At 72.0% G+C, this 22,949-nt stretch carries 20 protein-coding genes and 1 tRNA gene; 18 read left to right on the top strand and 3 right to left on the bottom strand.

What is annotated here, in order from left to right:
- Positions 1-46: 46 nt before the first annotated feature.
- From AMOR_RS29290 to AMOR_RS29270, 5 genes are all read left to right on the top strand, one after another.
- Entirely contained in the window at positions 47-442 is a 396-nt protein-coding gene (locus AMOR_RS29290; RefSeq protein WP_248357297.1) for a VOC family protein, read from the top strand.
- A 32-nt stretch (positions 443-474) separates the two neighbouring features.
- A complete protein-coding gene (locus AMOR_RS29285; protein ID WP_248357296.1) occupies positions 475-1,236 on the top strand; it encodes a hydroxyacylglutathione hydrolase C-terminal domain-containing protein in 762 nt (253 codons plus the stop codon).
- 66 nt (positions 1,237-1,302) lie between these two features.
- Positions 1,303-2,469 (top strand): hypothetical protein, encoded by a 1,167-nt coding sequence (locus AMOR_RS29280; RefSeq protein ID WP_248357295.1) that lies wholly within the window; start codon positions 1,303-1,305, stop codon positions 2,467-2,469.
- 25 nt (positions 2,470-2,494) lie between these two features.
- On the top strand, positions 2,495-3,121 hold the full coding sequence (locus AMOR_RS29275) for a CDP-alcohol phosphatidyltransferase family protein (protein ID WP_248357294.1): 627 nt from the start codon (positions 2,495-2,497) through the stop codon (positions 3,119-3,121).
- A gap of 45 nt (positions 3,122-3,166) precedes the next feature.
- Positions 3,167-3,238 (top strand) — tRNA-Val (locus AMOR_RS29270).
- Between the two features lie 82 nt (positions 3,239-3,320).
- Here the strand turns inward: AMOR_RS29270 and AMOR_RS29265 are convergent.
- From AMOR_RS29265 to AMOR_RS29255, 3 genes are all read right to left on the bottom strand, one after another.
- Positions 3,321-4,187: a hypothetical protein gene (locus AMOR_RS29265; protein ID WP_248357293.1), complete on the bottom strand. Its 867-nt coding sequence runs from the start codon at positions 4,185-4,187 to the stop codon at positions 3,321-3,323.
- A 204-nt stretch (positions 4,188-4,391) separates the two neighbouring features.
- Complete coding sequence (locus AMOR_RS29260) at positions 4,392-5,993, bottom strand: class I adenylate-forming enzyme family protein (protein WP_248357292.1); 1,602 nt, start codon at positions 5,991-5,993, stop codon at positions 4,392-4,394.
- Between the two features lie 98 nt (positions 5,994-6,091).
- Complete coding sequence (locus tag AMOR_RS29255; RefSeq protein ID WP_248357291.1) at positions 6,092-6,328, bottom strand: acyl carrier protein; 237 nt, start codon at positions 6,326-6,328, stop codon at positions 6,092-6,094.
- Between the two features lie 273 nt (positions 6,329-6,601).
- Between AMOR_RS29255 and thrS the strand changes: the two genes are divergently transcribed.
- From thrS to pheT, 13 genes are all read left to right on the top strand, one after another.
- Positions 6,602-8,563, top strand: coding sequence for a threonine--tRNA ligase (gene thrS, locus AMOR_RS29250; RefSeq protein ID WP_248357290.1), 1,962 nt, complete (start codon positions 6,602-6,604; stop codon positions 8,561-8,563).
- A gap of 405 nt (positions 8,564-8,968) precedes the next feature.
- Positions 8,969-10,540, top strand: a complete 1,572-nt coding sequence (locus tag AMOR_RS29245; RefSeq protein WP_248357289.1) for a 2-isopropylmalate synthase — start codon at positions 8,969-8,971, stop codon at positions 10,538-10,540.
- Positions 10,541-11,962: a 3-isopropylmalate dehydratase large subunit gene (gene leuC, locus AMOR_RS29240; protein ID WP_248357288.1), complete on the top strand. Its 1,422-nt coding sequence runs from the start codon at positions 10,541-10,543 to the stop codon at positions 11,960-11,962. It abuts the gene before it with no gap.
- On the top strand, positions 11,962-12,537 hold the full coding sequence (leuD, locus tag AMOR_RS29235) for a 3-isopropylmalate dehydratase small subunit (protein ID WP_248357287.1): 576 nt from the start codon (positions 11,962-11,964) through the stop codon (positions 12,535-12,537). Before leuC ends, leuD begins: the two co-directional genes overlap by 1 nt.
- A gap of 27 nt (positions 12,538-12,564) precedes the next feature.
- Entirely contained in the window at positions 12,565-14,403 is a 1,839-nt protein-coding gene (ilvD, locus tag AMOR_RS29230; RefSeq protein WP_248357286.1) for a dihydroxy-acid dehydratase, read from the top strand.
- 46 nt (positions 14,404-14,449) lie between these two features.
- A complete protein-coding gene (gene ilvB / locus AMOR_RS29225) occupies positions 14,450-16,156 on the top strand; it encodes a biosynthetic-type acetolactate synthase large subunit (protein ID WP_248357285.1) in 1,707 nt (568 codons plus the stop codon).
- A gap of 1 nt (position 16,157) precedes the next feature.
- On the top strand, positions 16,158-16,691 hold the full coding sequence (ilvN, locus tag AMOR_RS29220; protein ID WP_248357284.1) for an acetolactate synthase small subunit: 534 nt from the start codon (positions 16,158-16,160) through the stop codon (positions 16,689-16,691).
- A gap of 14 nt (positions 16,692-16,705) precedes the next feature.
- Positions 16,706-17,731 carry a ketol-acid reductoisomerase gene (gene ilvC, locus AMOR_RS29215; protein ID WP_248357283.1) on the top strand — a complete coding sequence of 342 codons (1,026 nt, stop codon included), beginning with the start codon at positions 16,706-16,708 and terminating at the stop codon, positions 17,729-17,731.
- 165 nt (positions 17,732-17,896) lie between these two features.
- Positions 17,897-18,601: a translation initiation factor IF-3 gene (infC, locus tag AMOR_RS29210; RefSeq protein WP_248357282.1), complete on the top strand. Its 705-nt coding sequence runs from the start codon at positions 17,897-17,899 to the stop codon at positions 18,599-18,601.
- A 76-nt stretch (positions 18,602-18,677) separates the two neighbouring features.
- Positions 18,678-18,881 carry a 50S ribosomal protein L35 gene (gene rpmI, locus AMOR_RS29205; RefSeq protein WP_248357281.1) on the top strand — a complete coding sequence of 68 codons (204 nt, stop codon included), beginning with the start codon at positions 18,678-18,680 and terminating at the stop codon, positions 18,879-18,881.
- Positions 18,882-18,988: 107 nt separating this feature from the next.
- Positions 18,989-19,333: a 50S ribosomal protein L20 gene (gene rplT / locus AMOR_RS29200; protein WP_248357280.1), complete on the top strand. Its 345-nt coding sequence runs from the start codon at positions 18,989-18,991 to the stop codon at positions 19,331-19,333.
- Positions 19,334-19,345: 12 nt separating this feature from the next.
- Positions 19,346-20,512 carry a phenylalanine--tRNA ligase subunit alpha gene (gene pheS / locus AMOR_RS29195; RefSeq protein WP_248357279.1) on the top strand — a complete coding sequence of 389 codons (1,167 nt, stop codon included), beginning with the start codon at positions 19,346-19,348 and terminating at the stop codon, positions 20,510-20,512.
- Between the two features lie 18 nt (positions 20,513-20,530).
- Positions 20,531-22,948 carry a phenylalanine--tRNA ligase subunit beta gene (gene pheT, locus AMOR_RS29190; RefSeq protein ID WP_248357278.1) on the top strand — a complete coding sequence of 806 codons (2,418 nt, stop codon included), beginning with the start codon at positions 20,531-20,533 and terminating at the stop codon, positions 22,946-22,948.
- Position 22,949 lies beyond the last annotated feature (1 nt).

Raw genomic sequence — 22,949 nt, 5'->3', positions numbered from 1 at the left:
GGCGCGACGCTGGCGTGGCCCGCGGGCGCGGGGTTAGGCTGCGCCCGTGCCGCTCGCGTTCCACCACCTCGCCATCCAGTGCGCCGACCTCGATCGGTGCGAGCACTTCTACAGGGAAGTGCTCGGGCTCGCCGTGCTGAAGCGGTGGCCGCGCGAGGGAGGCGGCGACCGGAGCGTGTGGCTCGCGATGGGCGACGGTGAGCACGCCGGGTTCCTCGCGCTCGAGCGGGCCGAGGAGCAGCCGGAGCCGCACGCGTGGCGGGACGGCCGCCCGGGGCTGCACCTCGTCGCCCTGCGGATCGGGCCGGCGGAGCGGCGTGGGTGGGAGGACCGCCTCGAGGCGGCAGGCGTCCAGGTCGTCCATCGGACGCGCTGGACCATCTACTTCCACGATCCCGAGGGGAACCGGATCGGGCTCACGCACCACCCTCACGATCTCTGATCGCGGGCGGCGCCCCCGCTAAGCTCACTCGCGTGATCTTCGATCGCCGCCGCTACGGCGCGGACAACTACACGTACCTCCTCGCGGAGGGGGCCGACGCCGCGCTCGTCGATCCGGGCGATCCGGACGTCGCCCTCGCGCTCGCGGCCGATCACGGCGTCCGGCCGCGCTGGATCCTGCACACGCATGGACACGGCGATCACACCGGCGGCACGGCGCGCGCCGCGGCGGTGCTCGGTGCGGAGGTGCTCGGCCACGACGCCGACGCGCAGTGGTACGCCCCGGACGTGGACCTGGCGGGGCGCGACGCGCTCGCGCTCGGCGCGCTCGCGGTCCGCGTGCACGCCGCCCCCGGGCACACGCCGGGCTCGGTCCTGCTCGAGTGGGCGGGGCGCCTCCTCACCGGCGACACGCTGTTCTGGGCGGGGTGCGGCAACTGCCGTCACGGCGGCGACCCCGCCCGCCTCGCGCGGACGTTCCTCGACGTGATCGCGCCGCTCGACGGCGCCCTCGAGGTCCACCCCGGCCACGACTACGCGGCGAGGAACCTCCCGTTCGCGCTCGGCCTCGAGCCGGAGAACGCCGCGGCGCGCGCGCGGCTCGCCGAGGCGGAGGCGGCGCGGGCAGCCGGGCGCGAGCCGCCGCCTTCGACGCTCGCCGGCGAGCGCGCGGTGAACCCGTTCCTCCGGCTGGACGCGCCCGGCGTCGCCGCGGCCATCACCCGCGAGGCGCCCGCGGCCCGCGGCGCGGCGGCGCGGTTCGTGGCGCTCCGCGCGCTCCGGGACCGGGGGTAGGGAAGGGGCGCGCACCGGGTGGTACAATCCGGGGCGCACGCATCGTCAACTCCCGGACGGATCGACATGAAGCCCTCCCTCGCGCTCGCGCTCCTCCTCGCCGCCCAGGCGGGCTCCGCCGAGGAGACGATCCAGACCACCGAGGCGACCGGGCAGGCCGCCGCGACGACCGACGGGCTCGCCGGGAGGGAGCAGGCGAAGGACGATGCGCTCCGGAGCTGCGTCCAGCAGGTGGCGTCGACCCTGGTCACCGCCGCGGCGGACGCCGATCAGGCGCAGCTCCTGTCCGATCGGATCTACGCCCACCCGGCGGCCTACGTCCGGCGCTTCGAGATCCTCGACGACCGGCAGGACGGCGGCACCTGGGTGACGAAGGTCCGGTGCGAGATCTCCGGGGCCCGGCTCCAGGACGACCTGCTCGCAGCCGGGATCGCGTACCGGCGGGCCGGCATGCCCCGCCTGCTCGTCCTCGTGGCCGAGCAGCCGATCGACGCGACCGGGGCGAGCGGCTGGTGGCAGGGCGGCGGCGCGGCGGACCGGCGCAACGCGGAGCGCGCGTTCGTCGAGCGAATGGAGAGGTCGGGGTTCGGGATCGTCGACGCGCAGGCGCTGCAGGGGAGGGGAGCGCTCGACGCGATCGGCGCCGACCCGGACGTCCGGAAGGTGCGCGAGCTCGGGCTCGCGAGCGGCGCCGGGCTCGTCGTCGTCGGCCGCGCCGTCGCGAGGGCGGCCGGCGAGCTGCGGCTCGACGGCGGCACGTTCTACTCCGCCGTCGCGAGCGTCTCGGTGCGCGCGATGCGCGTCGACACGGGCGAGGTGATCGCCGCGGTCGAGCTCACGAGCGTCCCGGCCCGCAGCTTCGACCGGACCGCGGCCGGGCGCGGCGCGCTCGTCGAGGGCGGCCGCCAGCTCGCGCGCGAGCTCTTCGCGCGCGTCGGAAGGATCGAGGCGCGCGATGGATCCGGCGTTCGCCGCATCGCGATGTCGGTGAGGGGCGTCGACGACTACGCGCGCCTCGCCGCGTTCAAGGGAGTCCTCGTGAGCCAGGTCCGCGGCGTGAAGGACGTGCAGGAGCGATCGATCGAGGGCGGCCGCGCGGAGCTCGAGGTCGTGCTCGCCGGCACGAGCCAGAGCTTCGTGACCGATCTCGTCACCCGGAAGCTCGCCGGGTTCACCGTGGAGGTCCGCAGCGTGACGCCGGATGCGGTCGAGATCGACCTCCTCCAGCGGTGACCACGGAGCGGGAGGAGCGGCGGCGGTGAGCACCGGCATCGGGCGCGCGGAGGAACCGGACGGGCGGGAGGGCTCGCCGCTGAACCTCGCGAACGCCCTCACGGCGTCTCGCATCCTCCTCGCGCCCGTGTTCCTCGTGCTCTACGTCCACGGCGACCGGCTCCGCGCGCTGGCGGCGTTCGCAGCGGCGGCGGCGACCGACGTGCTCGACGGCCTCGTGGCGCGGGCGCTCCGGCAGCACACGCGCCTCGGCGCGTACCTCGATCCGATCGCCGACAAGTTCCTCGCCGCCTGCGCGCTCGTCGCGCTCGCCGCGACGGGCCGGCTCCCGGCCTGGCTCCCCGTGCTCGTCATCACGCGCGACCTCGTCCAGCTCGCGGGCGCGGCGATCCTCCGGACCACCCGGCACGCGATCCCCGTCGCGCCTACCCGGATCGGAAAGTATGCGACGTTCGCCCTCGCCACGACGGTCGTGCTCGCGCTCGCCGCCGAGTACGGCGCGTCGAGCGACCTCGCGCCCTACGCCGCCGCGATGGGACTCCTCGCGGCGGAGTGCGTCGCGATCTCGTTCACGCAGTACGCGCTCTTCTTCGTCCGGGCCATCCGGACGCCCGCGGGCGCTGAGCGGGCAGGGGAGCGAGACAGCCGTTGACACCATCCGCGGTCGCGCTATAAACGCGCCTCGCTGGACAGGGCCAGGCGCGTAGCTCAGCGGTAGAGCACTGCCTTGACACGGCAGTGGTCGAGGGTTCGATTCCCCCCGCGCCTACTGAGACGAGAGAAGGGTCGCCCTCACCGGCGGCCCTTTTCTCTTTCCGGGATGACGGGTCGGGCCAGGGGGTGAGCCGGGCTCACGCTCCGACCGCCGGGTCCACGTCAGCCCCGGCCGCTCGGTGCGGCGCTCGCTGGCGATCGGATGCCGTGACGCTCGCCTCGGCGTCGGAGGCCCGGGCGTTCGAGGTCTCCAGGAGGTCCATCGCGGCGAGCATGGCCACGAGCGCGATCGCGAACTCGATGACCTCGCCCACGTCCCCCACGAACGTGTCGATGAACGCGAAGAGCGCGATGGAAGACGCGAACAGGAGGCGCGTGCCCGCGCGCGGCACCGGAACGGCGCGCACGAGCCGCCAGCGCGTGCCGAAGCCTCGCTCGCGCAACGTGGGCAGCACGAGCCACACGGCGGCGGCCACCGCGTAGAACGCCGGGTTCCCGAGGCTGACGACCTCCCTCGCCGCCCGGGAGGCCCAGCCCGACGGGTCGAGCCCGAACAGCACGCCCAGATCGAGGTTGTGCAGGTTCGTCTCGTGCTGGAAGTTCGCACGGTACATGAGGCCCGTCGGGCGCCAGCCGAAGTAGTGCTCACCCCAGCTGCTCTCCTCCCCGGCCGCAACGAACGAGAGGAGCGGCAGGAACCACGTCCAGGCACCGGCGGCGACGGCGTGGCGGCGCGCCGGCCGGAACAGGATCACGGCATAGATGACCATGGCGATGAGCCAGAACGCGAACTCGAGATGCTCGAGGGGACCCTCGCGCACCATCGACCAGCGCCCGCCGCGGTTCACGAACTCGTCGATCATCCTCGCGGTTGCCGGGTGCCAGGGGCGTACGACGACGCCCCACACGCTGATCGCGAACACCGCGATGATGATGGCCCACGCCGCTCCCCGCACCGTCGGGGGGAACCACGACCTGCGGACGATCGCGGGACTCCGGCTCATGGTCTAGCCTCCTGGTCTGGCACGTTCCCGATTACGCCCAACGATAGGCGGCTCCGGCGTGCCTCCAATCAGCTAGTTCGAGGTCCCTGCAACGCGTGACGCGTCCCGACGCAGCTGGCCCCGCGCAAGCCGACGCCGTGCCTCACCGCGAGCCGCTCACGAGGGGCTCGCGCCGTCTCGAGGCTGGCGGGCTCACGCGTCCGTTCAGCCCGCGAGGGCCGACATCAGCTCCCGGGCGCGCTCCCGCAGGACGGGCTTGAGCGGCTTCCCCGCGGCACTGCGGGGCAGCGCGTCCACCGCGACGACGCGGGTCGGGACCTTCACACGCCCGAGCACCTGGAGGCAGTGACTGCGCAGATCGCGCTCGGTCGCGCTCGCGCCGGGCCGGAGCTCGACGAACGCGACCGCGACCTCGCCCTCGAGGTCGTCCGGCGCCCCGACCACCGCGGCGTCGGCGACCGCCGGGTGCGCCGCGAGCGCCTCCTCGATCTCGTCGGGCACGACGCGGTACCCGCCCACCTTCAGGATCTCGCGGGCGCGGCCGGCGAGGAAGAGGAACCCGTCCGCGTCCCGGCGCGCGAGATCGCCGGTCCAGAGCCACCCGTCGTGGAGGATCGCCGCCGTCTCCTCCGGGGCGTCGAGGTAGCCCGGCGTGACGCTCGGCCCGCGCGCCACGAGCTGGCCGAGCTCGCCCGCCGGACGCTCGCGGCCCGCGTCGTCGACGACGCGCAGCTCGACGTCCGGGACCGCGATCCCGACGGAGCCCTCCTTGTCGGCGGCGCGCTCCGGCGGGAGGAACGCGAGCCGCGCCGTCGCCTCCGTCTGCCCGTACATGACGTACAGGCGCGCCGGCGCGAACGCTGCCCGGGCCCACGTCAACGTGGTCGCGTGCATCCGCCCGCCGGCCTGCGTGACGTAGCGGAGCGCGGGGTGCGAGAACGATCGGACGTCCACCTCCCGCCTCAGCAGCTCGAACGTGAGCGGCACGCCGGCGAGGCCGGTGCACTCCTCCGTCCCGAGCGCGGCGATCGCGATCCGCGGGTACATGAAGCGCGGCTCCACGAAGAGGGACGCCCCGACGAAGAGGTGCGTCTGGAGCACGCTCTTCCCGTAGCAGTAGTGGAACGGCAGGAGCGCCATCGCGCGATCGGCCGCGCTGAGGCCCAGGAAGGACACGATCGCGCGGGTGTTCGTCTCGACGTTCCCGTAGGTCTGGACGACCCCGTGCGGCGCGCGCGTGGACCCGGACGTGTAGACCACGAGCGCGGGCGCGCCCGCGGTGACCGGAGCCGGCCCCGCGATGGGCCGGGCGGGGACCGCCGGCTCGCAGGCGGGGCCGAGCGGCGTCGTCCCGCGCGCCGGGAAGGCGCCGTCCGAGAGCCGCGGGCCGGTCGCCCAGGCCCACTCGAGCCGTCGATCGTCGCTGCACGCTTCCGCCCAGGTCGCCGCGTCGCGCGCGTGGACGATGGCGAACCGCGGCCGCGTCTGCGAGAGGATCGACGCCAGGGTCCGCGCGGTCGTGCGCGGGTCGATCTCGACGGCGCACGCGCCGATCGCCTGCACCGCGAGCGTCGCGATCGCCGCCGCGGGCGAGAAGGGGAGGGCGACGACGACGCGATCCGCGGGGCCGGCGCCGCGCGTCGCGAGATCGCCGGCGAGGACGGCCACGCGCTCCGCGACCGCGGAGTAGGCGAGGCGCGTCCCCGGCGCGTCGAGCGCCTCCGCGCGCGGCGTGCGCGCAGCGTGCCTGAAGAGCCACTCGGCAGGAGAGGAGGCCCTGTCGCCGGCACCGTCCGGAGTCGCCATGCGGCCTCCCGGGTCCCGGGACGCGTCTGCGGCTGGGCCGCGGGCCGCGCCAGAGGCGCCTTGCGGCGCGCCCCCGCGCTCGCTCTGCCCCCGCCCGCTCACGCCGCCCGCTTTCGCTGGACGTACGTGTCGATGCTCGCGACGGAGTCGAAGTTCGCGGGCACGAGATCCTCCTCCGCGACGCGGACCCCGAGCTCCGTCTCGACGAACGCCACGAGCTGGACGAGGCCCAGGGAGTCGACCGCGCCGCTCGCGAGGAAGGACGCGTCGTCCGGCAGATCGTCGACGAGGAGCCAGGACCGGATGAACTCGCGAAGGCTGTCTCGGACCGCCATCACGCCCCCCCGGAGTGAACGGCCGACCGTTCTCCCGTACCACCGCCCGGATCCCCCGTGAACTTCCGCGGGGGGTGGCCTCGCGAGAGGGAGGCGCGATGCCATGCGCGCCATCGCGGAGCGCGCGCGCTCGCCCGACCGCCGGCCCGAACGAAAGGCTTTTCAGGCCCGCCGGGGCGTGCGAAAGTGCGCGACCGCTACGCCGGGTGCGTTCCCGCCTCCGGGCCAGCCGTCAGGCTGGCTTTTTTTGCGACCGCGGATAGGCATATCGACATGTCCGAACTCGTGAAGGTGACCCTCCCCGACGGCAGCCAGAAGGAGGCCGCGAAGGGGACGACCATCCTCGACTTCGTGAAGACGCAGATCGGCCCGGGCCTCGCGAAGGCCGCGTACATCGCGAAGCTCGACGGCGCGCCCGTCGATCTGTCGCGCCCGCTCGACCGCGACGCGAAGCTCGAGATCGTGACGACGAAGAACCCCGAGGCGCTCGAGGTCGCGCGGCACGACGCCGCCCACGTGATGGCGAGCGTCGTCCAGAAGCTCTACCCCGGGACGCAGGTCACGATCGGGCCCGCCATCGAGGAGGGCTTCTACTACGACTTCGCGCGCGACACGCCCTTCACGCCCGACGATCTCGAGAAGATCGAGAAGGCGACCAACGACGCGATCAAGGCCGACGTGCCCTTCGTCCGCGAGGAGATCTCGATGGACGCGGCCCTCGGCCTCTTCGAGGGGATGGGAGAGAAGTACAAGGTCGAGATCGTGAAGGACATCGCCGCGAAGGGCGCGAAGACCCTGACGCTCTACAAGCACGGCGACTGGGTCGACTTCTGCCTCGGCCCGCACGGCCCGTCGACCGGCAAGATCGGCGTCGTGAAGCTGCTCAACGTCGCCGGCGCGTACTGGCGCGGCGACGCGAAGAACGCGATGCTGCAGCGGATCTACGGGACGACCTTCTTCGACAAGAAGGAGCTCGACGCCTACCTCGCGAGGCTCGAGGAGGTGAAGAAGCGGGATCACCGGAAGCTCGGTCCGGCGCTCGGCCTCTTCGCGTTCCACGAGTGGGCGCCCGGCGCCGCGTTCTGGCTGCCGCACGGCACCACGCTCTACAACCTGCTCGAGGAGGCGATGCGCCGCCTCGTGACGAAGAACGGCTACCTCGAGGTGAAGACGCCGCTCCTGTTCAACAAGAAGCTCTGGGAGCAGAGCGGCCACTGGGGCGTGTACCGCGAGAACATGTTCCTCGTCTTCGACAAGGAGTCGGATCAGGCGCTCCCCGTCGAGGAGCGGCTCAACATGAGCCTGAAGCCGATGAACTGTCCGTCGCACCACCTCATCTACCGGATGGGGAAGCGCTCCTACCGCGAGCTGCCGCTCCGGTACTTCACGGTCGACGTGCTCCACCGGAACGAGCTCTCGGGCTCGCTCGGCGGTCTCACCCGCGTCCGCCAGTTCGCGCAGGACGACTCGCACATCTACCTCGCCGAGTCGCAGATCCCCGACGAGATCCAGCGCATCGTCGATCTGATGAAGATCGTCTACGGCGCGTTCGGGCTCGAGTTCTCGCTCAAGTTCTCGACCCGGCCGACGAAGCCGGAGGACCGCATCGGCGACGACGCGCTCTGGGATCGCGCCGAGGGCGCGCTCCGCGCGGCCCTCGACCGGATGGGGCTCCCCTGGGAGCTGAACCCGGGAGACGGCGCCTTCTACGGGCCGAAGATCGACTTCGTCGTGACGGACTCGCTGGGCCGCACCTGGCAGACCTGCACGATCCAGCTCGACTACGCCGCCCCGGAGCGGTTCGACCTGACCTACGTGGGCGACGACAACACCGAGCACCGGCCGGTCGTGATCCACCGCGCGGTGTACGGCTCGTTCGAGCGGTTCATCGCGATCCTCACGGAGCACTACGCGGGCAGCTTCCCGACCTGGCTCGCGCCGGTGCAGGCGCGCATCGTCACCGTGTCGGACCGCTTCGACGCGTGGGCGCGCGAGGTCCAGGCGACGCTCGCGGGGCAGGGGTGGCGCGTCGAGGTGGACGAGTCCTCCGACACGCTCGGCGCGAAGATCCGCAAGGCGCAGCTCGCGAAGATCCCGTTCACGCTCGTCATCGGCGAGAAGGAGGTCGCCGCCAAGGCCGTCGCGCCGCGCCGCCACGGCGGCGAGGATCTGAAGACGATGCCGCTCGACGCGTTCGCGGCGCTGATGAAGAAGGAAGCGACGCCGCCCTTCTAGGGCGCAGCCCGTCCCGGGCGCCTGCCCGGTCCGCGCCCGCCCGGCTCCCTGCCGGGCGGGCGTTCCTTCTTGACGACCCCGATCCGCCCAGCTAGCCTGTGTGGACGATGTTCGGTCGTTGCCACACGCGTCGACTTCTTCGCCCGGCGGGAGAGGTATCCCGGCACGGGTAGCTGCGCCGCGACCTCTCCCGCCGTAACCGGCCGGAGAGATCGCCCCGACGCGAACGACTCTTCGGCCCCATCCCCTGGGAACCCGAGGAGCCGTTAGATGACGAACCGTCGACCCCCGCAGCAGCCCCCCGCAGCCCTGGCACCGGTTGGATCTTCCGGCGACTCTGGTAGTATCGCCGGTTCCCACAGCGCCCGACATGCGCAAGGCAGCGAAACGAAAGGGCAATGGAACGTGAGTGAGTCCGCCGATCGTGTCGTGATCTTCGACACCACCCTCCGCGACGGTGAGCAGTCGCCCGGCGCCTCGATGAACCTCGAGCAGAAGCTGCAGGTCGCCCGCGCCCTGCGCGATCTCGGCGTGGACGTGATCGAGGCGGGCTTCGCCGCCGCATCCCCCGGCGATCTCGAGGCCATCCGCGCCGTCGGGCAGCAGGTCGAGGGCCCCGTCATCGCGAGCCTCGCCCGCTGCAACAAGGGCGACATCGACGCGTCCTGGCAGGCGCTGAAGGACGCGCCCCGCCGTCGCTGCCACGTCTTCCTCGCCACGAGCCCGATCCATCGCGACTTCAAGCTCAAGATGGCGAAGGACGAGATCATCAAGCGGTCCATCGACGGCGTGAAGTACGCCCGGGAGCGCTTCGAGGACGTCGAGTTCTCCGCCGAGGACTCCGCCCGCACCGAGCTCGAGTTCCTCGCCGAGGTCGTCGAGCGCGCCATCGAGGCGGGCGCACGCACCGTGAATATCCCGGACACCGTCGGCTACGCGCTGCCGGTGACGTACGCCGAGACGATCCGCTACCTCGTGAAGCACGTCCGCGGGATCGACAAGGCGATCATCTCGGTCCACTGCCACAACGACCTCGGCCTCGCCGTCGCTAACAGCCTCGCGGGCGTGATGGCGGGCGCGCGGCAGGTCGAGTGCACCATCAACGGCATCGGCGAGCGCGCCGGGAACGCCTCCCTCGAGGAGGTCGTGATGGCGTTCCGCACGCGCCACGACGTCCTCGCGGTGAAGACGGGCGTGAAGACCGAGCGCCTGTACCCGACGAGCCGCCTCGTCTCGCAGGTGACGGGCCTCCACGTGCAGCGGAACAAGGCGATCGTCGGCCAGAACGCCTTCGCCCACGAGGCGGGCATTCACCAGCACGGGATGCTCACCCACCGCGAGACCTACGAGATCATGCGCCCGGAGGAGGTCGGCTTCGCGCACAGCTCGCTCGTCCTCGGCAAGCACTCCGGCCGCCACGCGCTGAAGGACCGCCTGGTCGCGCTCGGGTACCAGCTCGACGAGTCGCAGATCGACAAGGTGTTCCAGGACTTCAAGATCCTCGCGGACAAGAAGAAGGACATCTACGACGCGGACATCGAGGCGCTCGTCGTCCACGGGCAGATCCTCGGGAAGGGCAGCGTCGCCTGGGAGCTCGAGGCGCTCTCGACGACGTCCGGCACCGGCACGCTCCCGTGCGCGTCGGTCGCGCTCCGCGCCGCGGGCGGCGGGCGCTTCCAGGAGGTCGCCGCCGGCGACGGCCCGGTCGACGCCGTGTACCGCGCCATCGAGAAGGTCACCGGCGTCTCGGTCAAGCTCCGCGACTACCAGATCGCGAGCGTCTCGACCGGCGAGGACGCCCAGGGTGAGGTGACGATCGAGGTCGAGCACCCGACCGGCGTGTACCGCGGCCGGGCCCTCTCGACCGACATCATCGAGGGGAGCGCGCGCGCGTTCCTCGACGTCGTGAACCGAATCGCGCTCAAGATCGGCCCGCCGAGGGAGAGCGAGGCCCGCACCGAGATGGGGACGCCCTAGATGCAGAAGAAGACGCTGTTCGAGAAGGTCTGGGACGCGCACGTCGTCCGGCCCGAGACGCCGGAGACGCCCGCCGTCATCTACATCGACCTCCACCTCGTGCACGAGGTGACGAGCCCGCAGGCGTTCACCGTCCTGCGCGAGCGCGGCCTGAAGCTCCGCCGCACCGACCGGACGCTCGCGACGATGGATCACTCGACGCCGACGCTCCCGCGCGGCGCCGACGGCAAGTGGCCGTTCGTCGACGCGATGGCGGCGGCGCAGGTCGCGCAGATGGAGAAGAACTGCGCGGACTTCGGCGTGGAGCTCCACGGGCTCGGCGACGACGCGCAGGGCGTCGTCCACGTCTTCGGGCCGGAGCAGGGCGCGACGCAGCCGGGCATGACGGTCGTCTGCGGCGACAGCCACACCGCGACGCACGGCGCGTTCGGCGCCCTCGCGTTCGGCATCGGCACGTCCGAGGTCGGTCACGTGCTCGCCTCGCAGTGCCTCCTGCAGCGCCGTCCGAAGACGCTCGCGGTCCGCGTCGACGGGGCGCTCGGCGCCGGCCTCTCGGCGAAGGACCTCATCCTCGCGATCATCGCGAAGCTCGGGATGGGCGGCGGCACCGGCCACGTCATCGAGTACCTCGGCCCGGCGATCCGCGCCCTCTCGATGGAGGGCCGGATGACCCTCTGCAACATGTCGATCGAGGCGGGCGCGCGGGCCGGCATGGTGGCGCCGGACGACGTGACGTTCCAGTGGCTCGCCGGCCGTCCCCGGACGCCGAAGGGCGCCGAGTGGGAGAAGGCCGTCGCCGCGTGGCGGCAGCTCCCGTCGGATCCGGGCGCGCGCTACGACCGCGAGATCGTCCTCGACGCCTCTGCGCTCGAGCCGATGATCACGTTCGGCACGAACCCGGGGCAGGGCATCGCCGTCACCGGCCTCGTGCCCGATCCCGCGGCGGAGAAGGACGCCCAGGCGCGCTCCACGCTCGAGGCCGCGCTCCGGTACATGTCGCTCACGCCGGGGAAGCCCATCGCCGGCCAGAAGGTGGACGTCGTGTTCATCGGGTCGTGCACCAACGGCCGGCTCGAGGACATGCGCGAGGCCGCGAAGGTCCTGAAGGGCCGCCGCGTCCAGACCCGGACGCTGGTCGTCCCGGGGTCTCACGCCGTGAAGCGCGCGGCGGAGGCCGAGGGCATCGACCGCATCGTCCGCGACTCCGGCGCCGAGTGGCGCGAGCCGGGCTGCTCGATGTGCATCGCCATGAACGGCGATCGCCTCGAGCCCGGCCAGTACTGCGTCTCGACGTCCAACCGCAACTTCGAGGGCCGCCAGGGCCCCGGCGGACGCACGCTCCTCGCGAGCCCGCTCACCGCGGCCGCGGCGGCCGTGGCGGGCGCCGTCGCCGATCCGCGCCGCGTGCTGGAGGGCCGGTGATGGACCCGATCCGGATCATCGAGAGCAAGACCGTCGTCCTCCCGCGGGAGAACGTCGACACGGACCAGATCATCCCCGCGCGGTTCCTCAAGGTGACCGACAAGAAGGGGCTCGGGAAGGTCCTCTTCACCGACTGGCGCTACGAGGCCGACGGCGCGCCGAAGAAGGACTTCGTCCTGAACCGCCCCGAGGCGGAGGGGTGCCGGGTCCTCGTCGCGGGTGACAACTTCGGCTGCGGCTCGTCGCGCGAGCACGCGCCGTGGGCGCTCGTGGACTACGGCTTCCAGGCCGTCATCTCCACCCGCATCGCGGACATCTTCCGGAACAACTCCCTCAAGAACGGGCTCCTGCCCATCGTGCTCGACGGGGACAGCGTCCAGAAGCTCCTCGCGGCGCCGGGGGCGAAGGTCCGGATCGACCTCGAGGCGCAGACGGTCTCGCTCCCCGACGGCACGACCGCGAGCTTCCCCATCGACGGCTTCTCCAAGTACTGCCTGCTGAATGGGGTCGACGAGCTCGGCTTCCTCCTCAAGCAGGAGGAGAGCATCGCCGCCTACGAGGCGAAGCGCCGCTAGGCGCGGAGCGGAGGGCCCCAGCAGTCCATGGCGTTCGATCCCAGGCACAAGAGCCGCGCGCTTTACGACGGCTTCGAGCGGGCCCCCGCGCGCGCGATGATGCGCGCCGTGGGGTTCTCGCGAGAGGACCTCGCACGGCCCGTCGTGCTCGTCGCGAGCACCTGGGTCGAGACCATGCCGTGCAACCTCCACCTGCGCCGCCTCGCCGAGGTGGTGAAGGAAGGCATCCGCGCCGCCGGCGCGACGCCGATGGAGGTGAACACCATCGCCATCTCCGACGGGGTGGCGATGGGCACGGAGGGGATGAAGGCGTCGCTCGTCTCGCGCGAGGTGATCGCCGACTCCATCGAGCTCGTCGGGCGCGGCCACGCGTTCGACGCGGTCGTCGCCCTGGTCGGCTGCGACAAGACCATCCCGGGCGCGGCGATGGCGCTCCTGCGCCTCGACGTCCCGGGCCTGATTCTCTACGGCGGATCCATCGCGCCCGGGCGGTTCCAGGCGCGCGACGTCACGATCCAGCACGTCTTCGAGGCGGTCGGCGCGGTCTCCGCCGGGAAGATGACGGCGGGCGAGCTCGACGACCTCGAGGCGCACGCCTGTCCCGGCGCGGGCGCGTGCGGCGGCCAGTACACCGCCAACACCATGGCGCTCGCCCTCGAGTTCCTCGGGCTCTCCCCGGTGGGCTACGCGACCATCCCCGCCCTGCACCCCGCGAAGGAGGAGGCGACCCGCGCCGCGGGCCGGCTCGCGGTCGAGCTGCTCGGGCGGGGGCAGCGCCCGGCCGACGTCGTGACGCGCCGGTCGTTCGAGAACGCCATCGCGGGGGTCGCCGCGACCGGCGGCTCCACGAACGCGGTGCTCCACCTGACGGCGCTCGCGCGCGAGGCGGGGATCCCGCTCGCCCTCGACGATTTCGATCGCGTGTCGCGGCGGACGCCCATCATCGCGGACCTGATGCCGGGCGGCCGCTTCACCGCCCCGGACCTGCACGCCGCGGGCGGCGTGCCGCTCGTCGCGAAGCGGCTCCTCGAGGCCGGGAAGCTCGACGGGAAGCAGCGCGCCGCCGACGGGCGCACCTGGGCCGAGCACGCCGCCGAGGCGAAGGAGCGGTACGGCCAGGAGGTCGTCTCGACCGCCGGGAACCCGTTCAAGGCGACCGGCGGCCTCGTGATCCTGCGCGGGAACCTCGCGCCCGACGGCGCCGTCGTGAAGATGGCCGGGCACGAGCGGACCTTCCACGAAGGCCCGGCGCGCGTGTTCGATCGCGAGGAGGACGCCTTCGCCGCGGTGAAGGCGGGGAAGGTCCGCGCGGGCGAGGTCGTCGTGATCCGCCACGAGGGGCCGAAGGGCGGCCCCGGGATGCGAGAGATGCTGCAGGTCACCGCGGCGCTCGTGGGGCAGGGGCTCGGCGAGTCCGTCGCGCTCGTGACGGACGGCCGGTTCAGCGGCGCCACGCGCGGCCTCATGATCGGCCACGTCGCGCCGGAGGCGGCGGCGGGCGGGCCCATCGCCGCGCTCCGCACCGGCGACGTCGTGACCATCGACGTCGAGAAGCGCCGGCTCGAGGCGCGCCTGTCGCCGGCGGAGCTCGCGCGGCGGCTGAAGGGCTTCGAGCCGCCGGCGCCGCGGTACGCGTCGGGCGTGTTCGCGAAGTACGCGGCGCTGGTGGGCTCGGCGGCGGAGGGCGCGGTGACTGCGCCGCCCGTGGGCGCGGCCGGCGCTCCGAAGACGAAGAAGAGGAGAAGCGGGGGACGGGCGGAACGCCCGGAGGTGCGGGCCGTCCGCGCGGCGGCGAAGCCGGCGCGCCGGTCGGCCGCGGGCGTAGGTCGAGTACGCGGGCGGCGCAAGGCGCCGCGCAGCCGGTAGCGAGCGAGAGTTCCTCTTCGAACGAAGCAAGACTGAAGGTGAAGACATGGCCAAGGAGAAGATGACCGGCGCGATGGCGGTCCGACGGGCCCTGGAGGCCGAGGGGGTGGACGTCCTCTTCGGCATTCCCGGCGGCGCGATCCTGCCGCTGTACGACGCCCTGTACGGCTGCGACAAGCCGAAGCACGTGCTCGTCCGCCACGAGCAGGTCGGCGGGCACGCCGCCGAGGGCTACGCGCACGCGACCGGCAAGGTGGGCGTGTGCATGGGCACGTCGGGCCCGGGCGCGACGAACCTCGTCACCGCCATCGCCGACGCGTACATGGACTCGGTGCCGCTCGTCGCGATCACCGCCAACGTGTCGTCGAGCCTCATCGGCACGGACGCGTTCCAGGAGGCGGACATCACCGGCATCACCATGCCGGTGACGAAGCACAACTGGCTCGTCACGGACGTCCGGGAGCTGCCCCGGATCCTGAAGGAGGCCTTCTACATCGCCCGGACCGGCCGGCCCGGCCCCGTGCTCGTGGACATCCCGAAGGACGTCCTCAACGCGGAGGTCGAGTTCGAGTACCCGGAGAAGGTGGAGATCCCCGGGTACCATCCGCCGGTCCGCGAGGAGCCGCGGCTCAAGGACGCGGCGCTGCTCATCCGCTCCGCGTCGCGCCCGGTGGTGTACCTCGGCGGCGGCGTCCGTCACGGCAACGCGCACGCCGAGGTCTTCTCGTTCTGCGAGTTCCTCGGCGCGCCGGTCGTCACGACGCTCCACGGGAAGGGCGCGTTCCCCGAGACGAGCCCGCTCTGCCTCGGCATGTTCGGCATGCACGGCTCGCGGTACGCGAACTACACCGTCCAGAACTCCGACCTGATCGTCGCGCTCGGCGCGCGGTTCGACGATCGCGTCACCGGGAAGCTCTCGACGTTCGCCCCGGAGGCGAAGGTCGTCCACCTCGACGTGGACCCGGCGGAGATCTCGAAGCTCGTCACCGCGACGGTCCCGCTCGTCGGCGACCTCAAGACGCTCCTCCCGCAGCTGCACGAGGAGGTCCGCCACGCGTTCAAGGATCACGGGCGGCCGGACCTGTCGCTCTGGTGGAAGCGCGTCGCCGACTGGCGCGAGAAGCACCCGATGAAGTACCAGCAGGAGGGCAAGGACCAGCTCCTCCCGCAGTACGTCATCGACACGGTCTGGAAGAAGACGGGCGGCAAGGCCATCGTCACGACCGGCGTCGGCGAGCACCAGATGTTCGCCGCGCAGTGGTGGAAGACCACCGAGCCCCGCGCGTTCATCACCTCGGGCGGCCTCGGCACGATGGGGTTCTGCCTCCCGGCGGCGATCGGGATCCAGCTCGGGAAGCCCGACGCGCTCGTCATCGGGTTCGACGGCGACGGGTCGTTCCAGATGACCCTGCAGGACCTCGCGACGGCCGTGGAGCTGAAGCTCCCCATCAAGATCTTCATCCTGAACAACCTGTTCCTCGGCATGGTCCGGCAGTGGCAGGAGCTGTTCTACGACGAGCGGTTCGCGGAGACGCCGCTCGCCGACCTGCCCGACCTCGTGAAGCTCGCCGACGCGTACTCGTGCCTCGGGCTCCGGGCGAAGACCCCGGCGGAGCTCGATCAGGCGATCGACAAGGCCCTCGCGAACAAGAGCGGCCCGACCATCGTGGACGTCCGTGTCCGGCGGGAGGAGAAGGTGTACCCGATGGTCCCGGCCGGCGCCCCCCTCAACGACATGATCGACGGTGAGTGACATGGAACGGATCGAGACGCGACCGAACGGCTCCACGCACACCATCAGCCTCCTCGTCGAGAACAAGCCCGGCGTGCTGCACCGGATCGCCGGCCTGTTCTCGCGGCGCGGCTACAACATCGCGAGCCTCACCGTCGGCCCGACGGAGCGGCCGGAGTACTCGCGGATGACCATCGTCGTCCGGCTCTCCTCGAAGCCGGTCGAGCAGGTGGTCCGTCAGGTGCAGAAGCTCGTCCCCGTGGTGGAGGTCCGGGAGCTGTCCGTCCAGGACCTCATCGAGCGCGAGCTCATGCTCGTGAAGATCCGGACGCCGGAGCGGAACCACGCCGAGCTCCGGGCGCTCGCGGAGACCTACGAGGCGACCATCGTGGACGTGTCCCCCGACGCGCTCGTCGTCGAGGCGAGCGGGAACGCCGGGAAGCTCGACGCGCTGGAGGAGCGGCTCCGCCCCTTCGGCATCCAGGAGATCTGCCGCTCGGGCCGCATCGCGCTCGAGCGCGGCTTCAAGACGCTGGCCCCCCCTTCACTGAAGTAAAGGAAAGAGAGCACATGGCAGCGACGATCTATTACGACAAGGACGCGAACCTCGACCTCCTCAAGAAGCGGAAGGTCGCGATCATCGGGTACGGTTCGCAGGGCCACGCCCACGCGCTGAACCTCCGCGACTCGGGCGTCGACGTGCGCGTCGGCCTCGCGGCCGGCTCGAAGTCCAAGGCGAAGGCCGAGGGCGCCGGGCTCCGCGTCCTCTCGGTGGCGGAGGCCTCGAAGGAGGCCGACGTCATCATGATCCTCATCCCGGATCAGACGCAGAAGGCCGTCTACGACGCCGAGATCGCCCCGCACCTCTCGAAGGGCAAGGCGCTCCTCTTCGCGCACGGGTTCAACATCCACTTCGGGCAGATCCGCCCGCCCGAGGGCGTCGACGTCCTCCTCGTGGCGCCGAAGGGCCCGGGCCACATGGTCCGCCGCCAGTACCAGGACGGCCGCGGCATCCCCGGCCTCATCGCCATCCACCAGGACGCCGGGCAGGCCAAGCAGGTCGGCCTCGCGTACGCCCGCGGCATCGGCTGCACCCGCGCCGGCGTGCTCGAGACGACGTTCAAGGAGGAGACGGAGACCGACCTGTTCGGCGAGCAGGCGGTCCTCTGCGGCGGCGCCTCGGCGCTCGTGAAGGCGGGCTTCGAGGTGCTCGTCGAGGCGGGCTACCAGCCGGAGAGCGCCTACTTCGAGTGCCTCCACGAGCTCAAGCTCATCGTCGACCTGATGTACGAGGGCGGCCTCGCCTGGATGCGCCACTCCATCTCGGACACCGCCGAGTACGGCGACTACACCCGCGGCCCGCGCGTCGTGAACGCCCAGTCCAAGGACGAGATGCGGAGGATCCTCAAGGAGATCCAGACCGGCCAGTTCGCGAAGGAATTCATCCTCGAGAACCAGGTGAGCCAGGTCACGATGAACAAGTACCGCGAGGCCGAGAAGGCGCATCCCATCGAGGAGGTGGGCAAGCGCCTGCGCGACATGATGAGCTGGATCCGCGAGGCCAAGAAGGACTCGTCGGACCCGGGCAGCCGGTAGGAAACAGAGGGAAAGGGCGCTGGTCCGGCGGTCCGGCCGGACGGCGCCCGCGGACGAGCCGGCACCCGCTCCGCAGCCGCGGAACGGGTCCGGCCCCTCTTGCGTTGACATTTCGTCCCAAATCCTTATTCTTCGCTGTCTTTTTTCAGGACTTGTCGGAGGAGCATGGCGATCCAGCAGAGAGATCCGAGGGGGGGCGGCGGAAGCCGCGACGCTCGCACCAACCGCCGCATCAAGGCGCGCGAGGTGCGTCTCGTCGGGCCGGAGGGGGAGCAGCTGGGAGTGCTCCCGGTCGAGCAGGCGCTGGCGCGCGCGCAGGAGCTCGGGATGGACCTCGTCGAGGTCAGCCCGATGGCGAAGCCGCCGGTCTGCAAGATCATGGACTACGGCAAGTTCAAGTACCTCGAGAAGAAGAAGCAGAACGAGGCCAAGAAGAAGCAGGTCGTGGTCCAGCTCAAGGAAGTGAAGCTCCGTCCGCGGACGGAGGAGCACGACTACGACGTCAAGATCAAGAAGGTCCGCGAGTTCCTCGGCGAGGCCAACAAGGCCCGCATCACCGTGATGTTCCGCGGCCGCGAGATGTCGCACCGCGAGCTCGGGCAGAAGGTGCTCCAGCGCATCATCGAGGACCTCCGGGACGTGGCGGTGATCGAGGCGGCGCCCCGCATGGAAGGGCGCCAGATGTTCATGATCCTCGCCCCGAACCCGAAGATGCTCCAGTCGCAGCGCGACCGCGCCAAGGCCCAGGCCGCCTCGGCGCCCGCCGCCGCGCCGCAGCCCGGCGCGCCGGCCCCCGCGGCCGCTGCCGTCACTCCGGCCCCTGCGCCCGCGCCGGCAGCCGCCGCGCCCGAGCCGGGCGGTCCCCGGTAGCCGAAAGGTCTCGAAGCGCCCGGCCCCGTCGCCGACGGGGGCCGGGCACCCGCAGTGAACGAAGGAAACAACGACGATGCCCAAGCTGAAGACGAAGAGCGGCGCGAAGAAGCGCTTCGTGCCGAAGAAGAGCGGCAAGGTGAAGTTCCGCCGCGCCGGCGTCCGCCACCTCGCGACGTTCGGGAAGACCAAGAAGCAGAAGGTCCACCTGCGTGGGACGGATCACCTGACGCCGGAGGACGCGAAGAAGATCAAGGAGTGCTTCCCGTACGCCCGGTAGGGCATCTCCGGGAAGGCACGTAACGCCCAAGCGGGGTCCAGAAGAGTGAGCGGTCCGTCACGTGGTGTGACGTCCCGCGGCGCCTCCCGCCGGCAAGGAGAAGGAAGATGCGCGTCAAGAAGGGATTCAAGGCTCGCCGTCGTCGCAACCGCGTACTGAAGCTCGCGAAGGGCTTCCGCGGCCGCCGCAAGAACTGCTACCGCCGCGCGAACCAGGCGGTGGAGCGGGCCCTCAACTACTCCACCCGCGATCGCCGCCAGAAGCGCCGCGACTTCCGCGCGCTCTGGATCGTCCGCATCAACGCCGCCGCCCGCCAGAACGGCACGACGTACTCGAAGCTCGTCGCCGCCATGAAGAAGGCCGGCGTCGGCCTCGACCGGAAGATCCTCGCGGAGCTCGCGCTCGCGTTCCCCGGCGACTTCGCCGCGGTCGTGAAGTCCGCCCAGGCGTAGGGGAGGGGGCCCGTGGCCGACCTCCTCTCGCAGCTCGAGGCGCTCGCGAAGGGCGCCCGTGCAGCGATCGCCGCCGTCGCGGACGAGAAGGCCCTCGAGGAGCTGCGGGTCCGCTTCCTCGGCAAGAAGGGCGAGCTGTCCCAGGTCCTCCGGGGCATGGGGCAGCTTCCCGCCGAGGAGCGCCCGCGCGTCGGCGAGGTCGCGAACAAGGTCCGCGACGAGGTCGAGGGGCTCCTCGCGGACGGCAAGCGCCGCCTCGAGGCGAAGGCCCTCGAGGCCGAGCTCGCGGGGCCGCCGATCGACGTGACGCTGCCCGGTCGCCGGCTCGTGCCGCGCGGCCATCGCCACCCGATCACCCGCGCCACCGAGGACATCTCGGCCATCTTCGCGCGCCTCGGCTACGAGGTCGCGAGCGGCCCCGAGATCGAGCTCGACTGGTTCAACTTCGAGGCGCTCAACATCCCGCCGGATCACCCTGCGCGCGACATGCAGGACACCTTCTACGTGGAGGAGTCCACGCTGCGCGCCGGCGTGAAGAACGGGTCCGCGCTGCTCCGGACCCATACCTCGCCCGTGCAGATCCGGGCGATGCAGCGGAAGGGCGCGCCGCCGATCCGGATCATCTGCCCCGGGCGCGTCTACCGGTCGGACTACGACCAGACGCACTCGCCGATGTTCCACCAGATCGAGGGGCTCTGCGTCGACGAGCGGATCACCTTCGCCGACCTGAAGGGCACCCTCGCCGCGTTCGCCCGCGCCTACTTCGGCCCGGGGACGCGGACGCGCTTCCGCCCGAGCTACTTCCCGTTCGTCGAGCCCGGCGCGGAGGTCGACGTCTCCTGCGCGATCTGCGGCGGCACGGGTCGGATACCCGTGGCGCGAGCGCAGGGGCAGGCGGAGGAGCCTGCCCCGAAGCGAGCACCGGGGGGTCCGGGGGGGCAGTTCCCCCCGGGCACGGAGACCAGGCGCTGCGGCACCTGCAAGGAGACCGGCTGGCTCGAGGTGCTCGGGGCCGGCATGGTCCACCCGAAGGTGCTCGAGAACGGCGGCGTCGACCCGAAGCGCTACACCGGGTTCGCGTTCGGGATGGGCGTCGAGCGGATGGCGATGCTCCGCTACGGCATCGACGACCTCCGCCTCTACTTCGAGAACGACCTCCGGTTCCTCGAGCAGTTCTAGCCCCGGGCTCACCGCGCCATGCGCATCTCGCTCAAGTGGCTCTCGGAGTACGTCGACCTCCCTTCGCCCGAGGAGGTCGCGCGCAAGCTCACCGCGGTCGGTCTCGAGGTGGAGGCGATCGAGCGGACGGGGCAGGGGCTCGGCGGCGTCGTGGCCGCGCGCATCGTCGCGTCCGAGAAGCACCCGAACGCCGAGAAGCTGTCCGTCACCCGCGTCGACGCGGGCGGCGCCGAGCCGCTCCAGGTCGTGTGCGGCGCGAAGAACTACGCGGTGGGGAACGTCGTGCCGCTCGCGACCGTCGGCACGACCCTGCCCGGCGGCACCAAGATCGAGAAGGCGAAGCTCCGGGGCACCGAGTCGTTCGGCATGCTCTGCTCCGCGCGCGAGCTGGGTCTCGCCGAGGATGCGAGCGGCCTCCTCATCCTCCCGAAGGACGTGAAGCCCGGCACGCCCATCGCCCAGGCGCTCGGCCTCGAGGACGTGCTGCTCGAGGTGAACGTCACGCCGAACCGGCCGGACTGCCTGTCCCACGTCGGGATCGCGCGCGAGGTCGCGGCGATCCTCGGGCAGCGCGTCCGCATGCCCGCGCCGCGGATCGCGGAGCAGGGTGGCCCGGCGTCCGACGCCGTGAAGGTCCGGATCGAGGCGCCGGACAAGTGCGCCCGGTACGCGGCGCGCGTCGTCGAAGGGGTGAAGATCGGCCCGTCGCCGGCGTGGCTCGCCCGCCGCCTCGAGGCGTGCGGCGTCCGGTCCATCTCGAACGTCGTGGACGCGACGAACTACGTCCTGCTGGAGCTCGGTCATCCGCTCCACGCGTTCGATCTCGACAAGGTGGCCGGCCGCGAGATCGTGGTCCGGACGGCGCGCCCGGGCGAGAAGCTCACGACGCTCGACGGCAAGGAACGCGCGCTCGAGCCCGACGATCTGCTCATCGCGGACCGCGATCGCGGCAGCGCGCTCGCGGGCGTGATGGGCGGCGGCGACTCCGAGATCTCGGCGGGCACGACGCGGGTGCTCCTCGAGAGCGCCTGGTTCCAGCCCTCCACGATCCGCCGGACGTCGCGCCGGCAAGGGCTCAAGACCGAGGCGTCCTACCGGTTCGAGCGCGGCGCGGATCCGGGGATGGTCATCCCGGCGGTGGACCGCTGCGCGGCGCTCATCGCCGAGCTCGCGGGCGGCACGGTCCGCCCCGGGATCGTCGACGCGCACCCCCGCGCCGTCGAGGCGCCGGAGGTGCGTCTCCGGTGGCGCCGCCCGACCGAGCTGCTCGGGATGGACGTGGCGCGCGAGGACGCGCGCCGGATCCTCGTCGGCCTGGGCTTCGAGGAGAAGGGGAGCGACGCCGAGGGCGCGACGTTCCGCGTCCCGAGCTGGCGCGTCGACGTGTCCATCGAGGAGGATCTCGTCGAGGAGATCGTCCGGACGAAGGGTTACGACGCCATCCCCGAGACGCTCCCGGCGAACGCGGTCGAGACGCCCGCCGAGCCGGTCGACGCCCAGGTGATCGCCCGCTGCCGCGCCGCGCTCGAGGGCTCCGGCTTCAGCGAGGCGGTGAACTTCAGCTTCGTCGCGGCGCGCGAGCTCGAGCCCTTCGACAACCACGTCCACACCGGCGACGGCTCCGGACGCGCCCTGGGCATCGCCCTCAAGAACCCGATCTCCGCGGACCTCGCGGTGATGCGGACGAGCCTCGTCCCGTCGCTGCTCCGGAACGCCGCGCACAACCGGCGCCAGCGCGTCGACGACCTGCGCCTGTACGAGATCGCCCGGGGCTACTGGCCGAACCCGCAGCCGAAGGACGCGCCCTCGTCCGAGTCGCTCCACGTCGCGGGCGTCCTCCTCGGCCGCCGCTCGCCGGTGGGCTGGGCGGCCCCGGGGGACGCCGTCGACTTCTACGACGCGAAGGCCGCCGTCGTGGCGCTGCTCGAGGAGCTCGGGCTCGGCGGCGCCCGGTTCGACGCGCCCGGCGGATCCTGGCTGCACCCGCGCACCTCCGCCGCCGTGAGGCTCGGCGAAGACCTGCTCGGCGACGTGGGCGAGCTCCACCCGCGCGTCGCCGCGGCGTTCGACCTGCCGCGCGGCGTGCTCGCCTTCGAGCTCCACCTCGACGCGCTCGTCCGCGCCGCGACGCTCGTGCCGCGCTACGGCCCCATCCCGCGCATGCCGGCCGTGCTCCGCGATCTCGCGGTCGTCGTCGACGAGGCGGTGACCGCCGCGAGCGTCGAGGCTCTCGTCCGGCAGGAGCCGCTCGTCGAGGCGGTCACCCTCTTCGACGTGTACAGGGGGGCGCCGCTGCCTGCGGGCAAGAAGAACCTCGCGCTGGCGATCAGCTACCGCGCGCCGGACCGGACCCTCACCGACGCGGAGGCGGAGGACGCCCACGCGCGCATCGTGAAGCGGCTCGCCGCCGGTGTCGGGGCGGAGCTTCGAGGCTAAG

It is taken from the genome of Anaeromyxobacter oryzae (assembly GCF_023169945.1).
Classification (GTDB): domain Bacteria; phylum Myxococcota; class Myxococcia; order Myxococcales; family Anaeromyxobacteraceae; genus Anaeromyxobacter; species Anaeromyxobacter oryzae.
This window is presented reverse-complemented; position numbering and strand designations above follow the sequence as displayed.

Excerpts from the sequence above, each read along its gene's own strand:
- AMOR_RS29280 (WP_248357295.1), top strand. The coding sequence starts at position 1,303 with ATGAAGCCCTCCCTCGCGCTCGCGCTCCTCCTCGCCGCCCAGGCGGGC.
- AMOR_RS29265 (WP_248357293.1), bottom strand. The coding sequence starts at position 4,187 with ATGAGCCGGAGTCCCGCGATCGTCCGCAGGTCGTGGTTCCCCCCGACG.
- AMOR_RS29260 (WP_248357292.1), bottom strand. The coding sequence starts at position 5,993 with ATGGCGACTCCGGACGGTGCCGGCGACAGGGCCTCCTCTCCTGCCGAG.
- AMOR_RS29255 (WP_248357291.1), bottom strand. The coding sequence starts at position 6,328 with ATGGCGGTCCGAGACAGCCTTCGCGAGTTCATCCGGTCCTGGCTCCTC.
- thrS (WP_248357290.1), top strand. The coding sequence starts at position 6,602 with ATGTCCGAACTCGTGAAGGTGACCCTCCCCGACGGCAGCCAGAAGGAG.
- leuC (WP_248357288.1), top strand. The coding sequence starts at position 10,541 with ATGCAGAAGAAGACGCTGTTCGAGAAGGTCTGGGACGCGCACGTCGTC.
- leuD (WP_248357287.1), top strand. The coding sequence starts at position 11,962 with ATGGACCCGATCCGGATCATCGAGAGCAAGACCGTCGTCCTCCCGCGG.
- ilvD (WP_248357286.1), top strand. The coding sequence starts at position 12,565 with ATGGCGTTCGATCCCAGGCACAAGAGCCGCGCGCTTTACGACGGCTTC.
- ilvB (WP_248357285.1), top strand. The coding sequence starts at position 14,450 with ATGGCCAAGGAGAAGATGACCGGCGCGATGGCGGTCCGACGGGCCCTG.
- ilvN (WP_248357284.1), top strand. The coding sequence starts at position 16,158 with ATGGAACGGATCGAGACGCGACCGAACGGCTCCACGCACACCATCAGC.
- ilvC (WP_248357283.1), top strand. The coding sequence starts at position 16,706 with ATGGCAGCGACGATCTATTACGACAAGGACGCGAACCTCGACCTCCTC.
- infC (WP_248357282.1), top strand. The coding sequence starts at position 17,897 with ATGGCGATCCAGCAGAGAGATCCGAGGGGGGGCGGCGGAAGCCGCGAC.
- rpmI (WP_248357281.1), top strand. The coding sequence starts at position 18,678 with ATGCCCAAGCTGAAGACGAAGAGCGGCGCGAAGAAGCGCTTCGTGCCG.
- rplT (WP_248357280.1), top strand. The coding sequence starts at position 18,989 with ATGCGCGTCAAGAAGGGATTCAAGGCTCGCCGTCGTCGCAACCGCGTA.
- pheT (WP_248357278.1), top strand. The coding sequence starts at position 20,531 with ATGCGCATCTCGCTCAAGTGGCTCTCGGAGTACGTCGACCTCCCTTCG.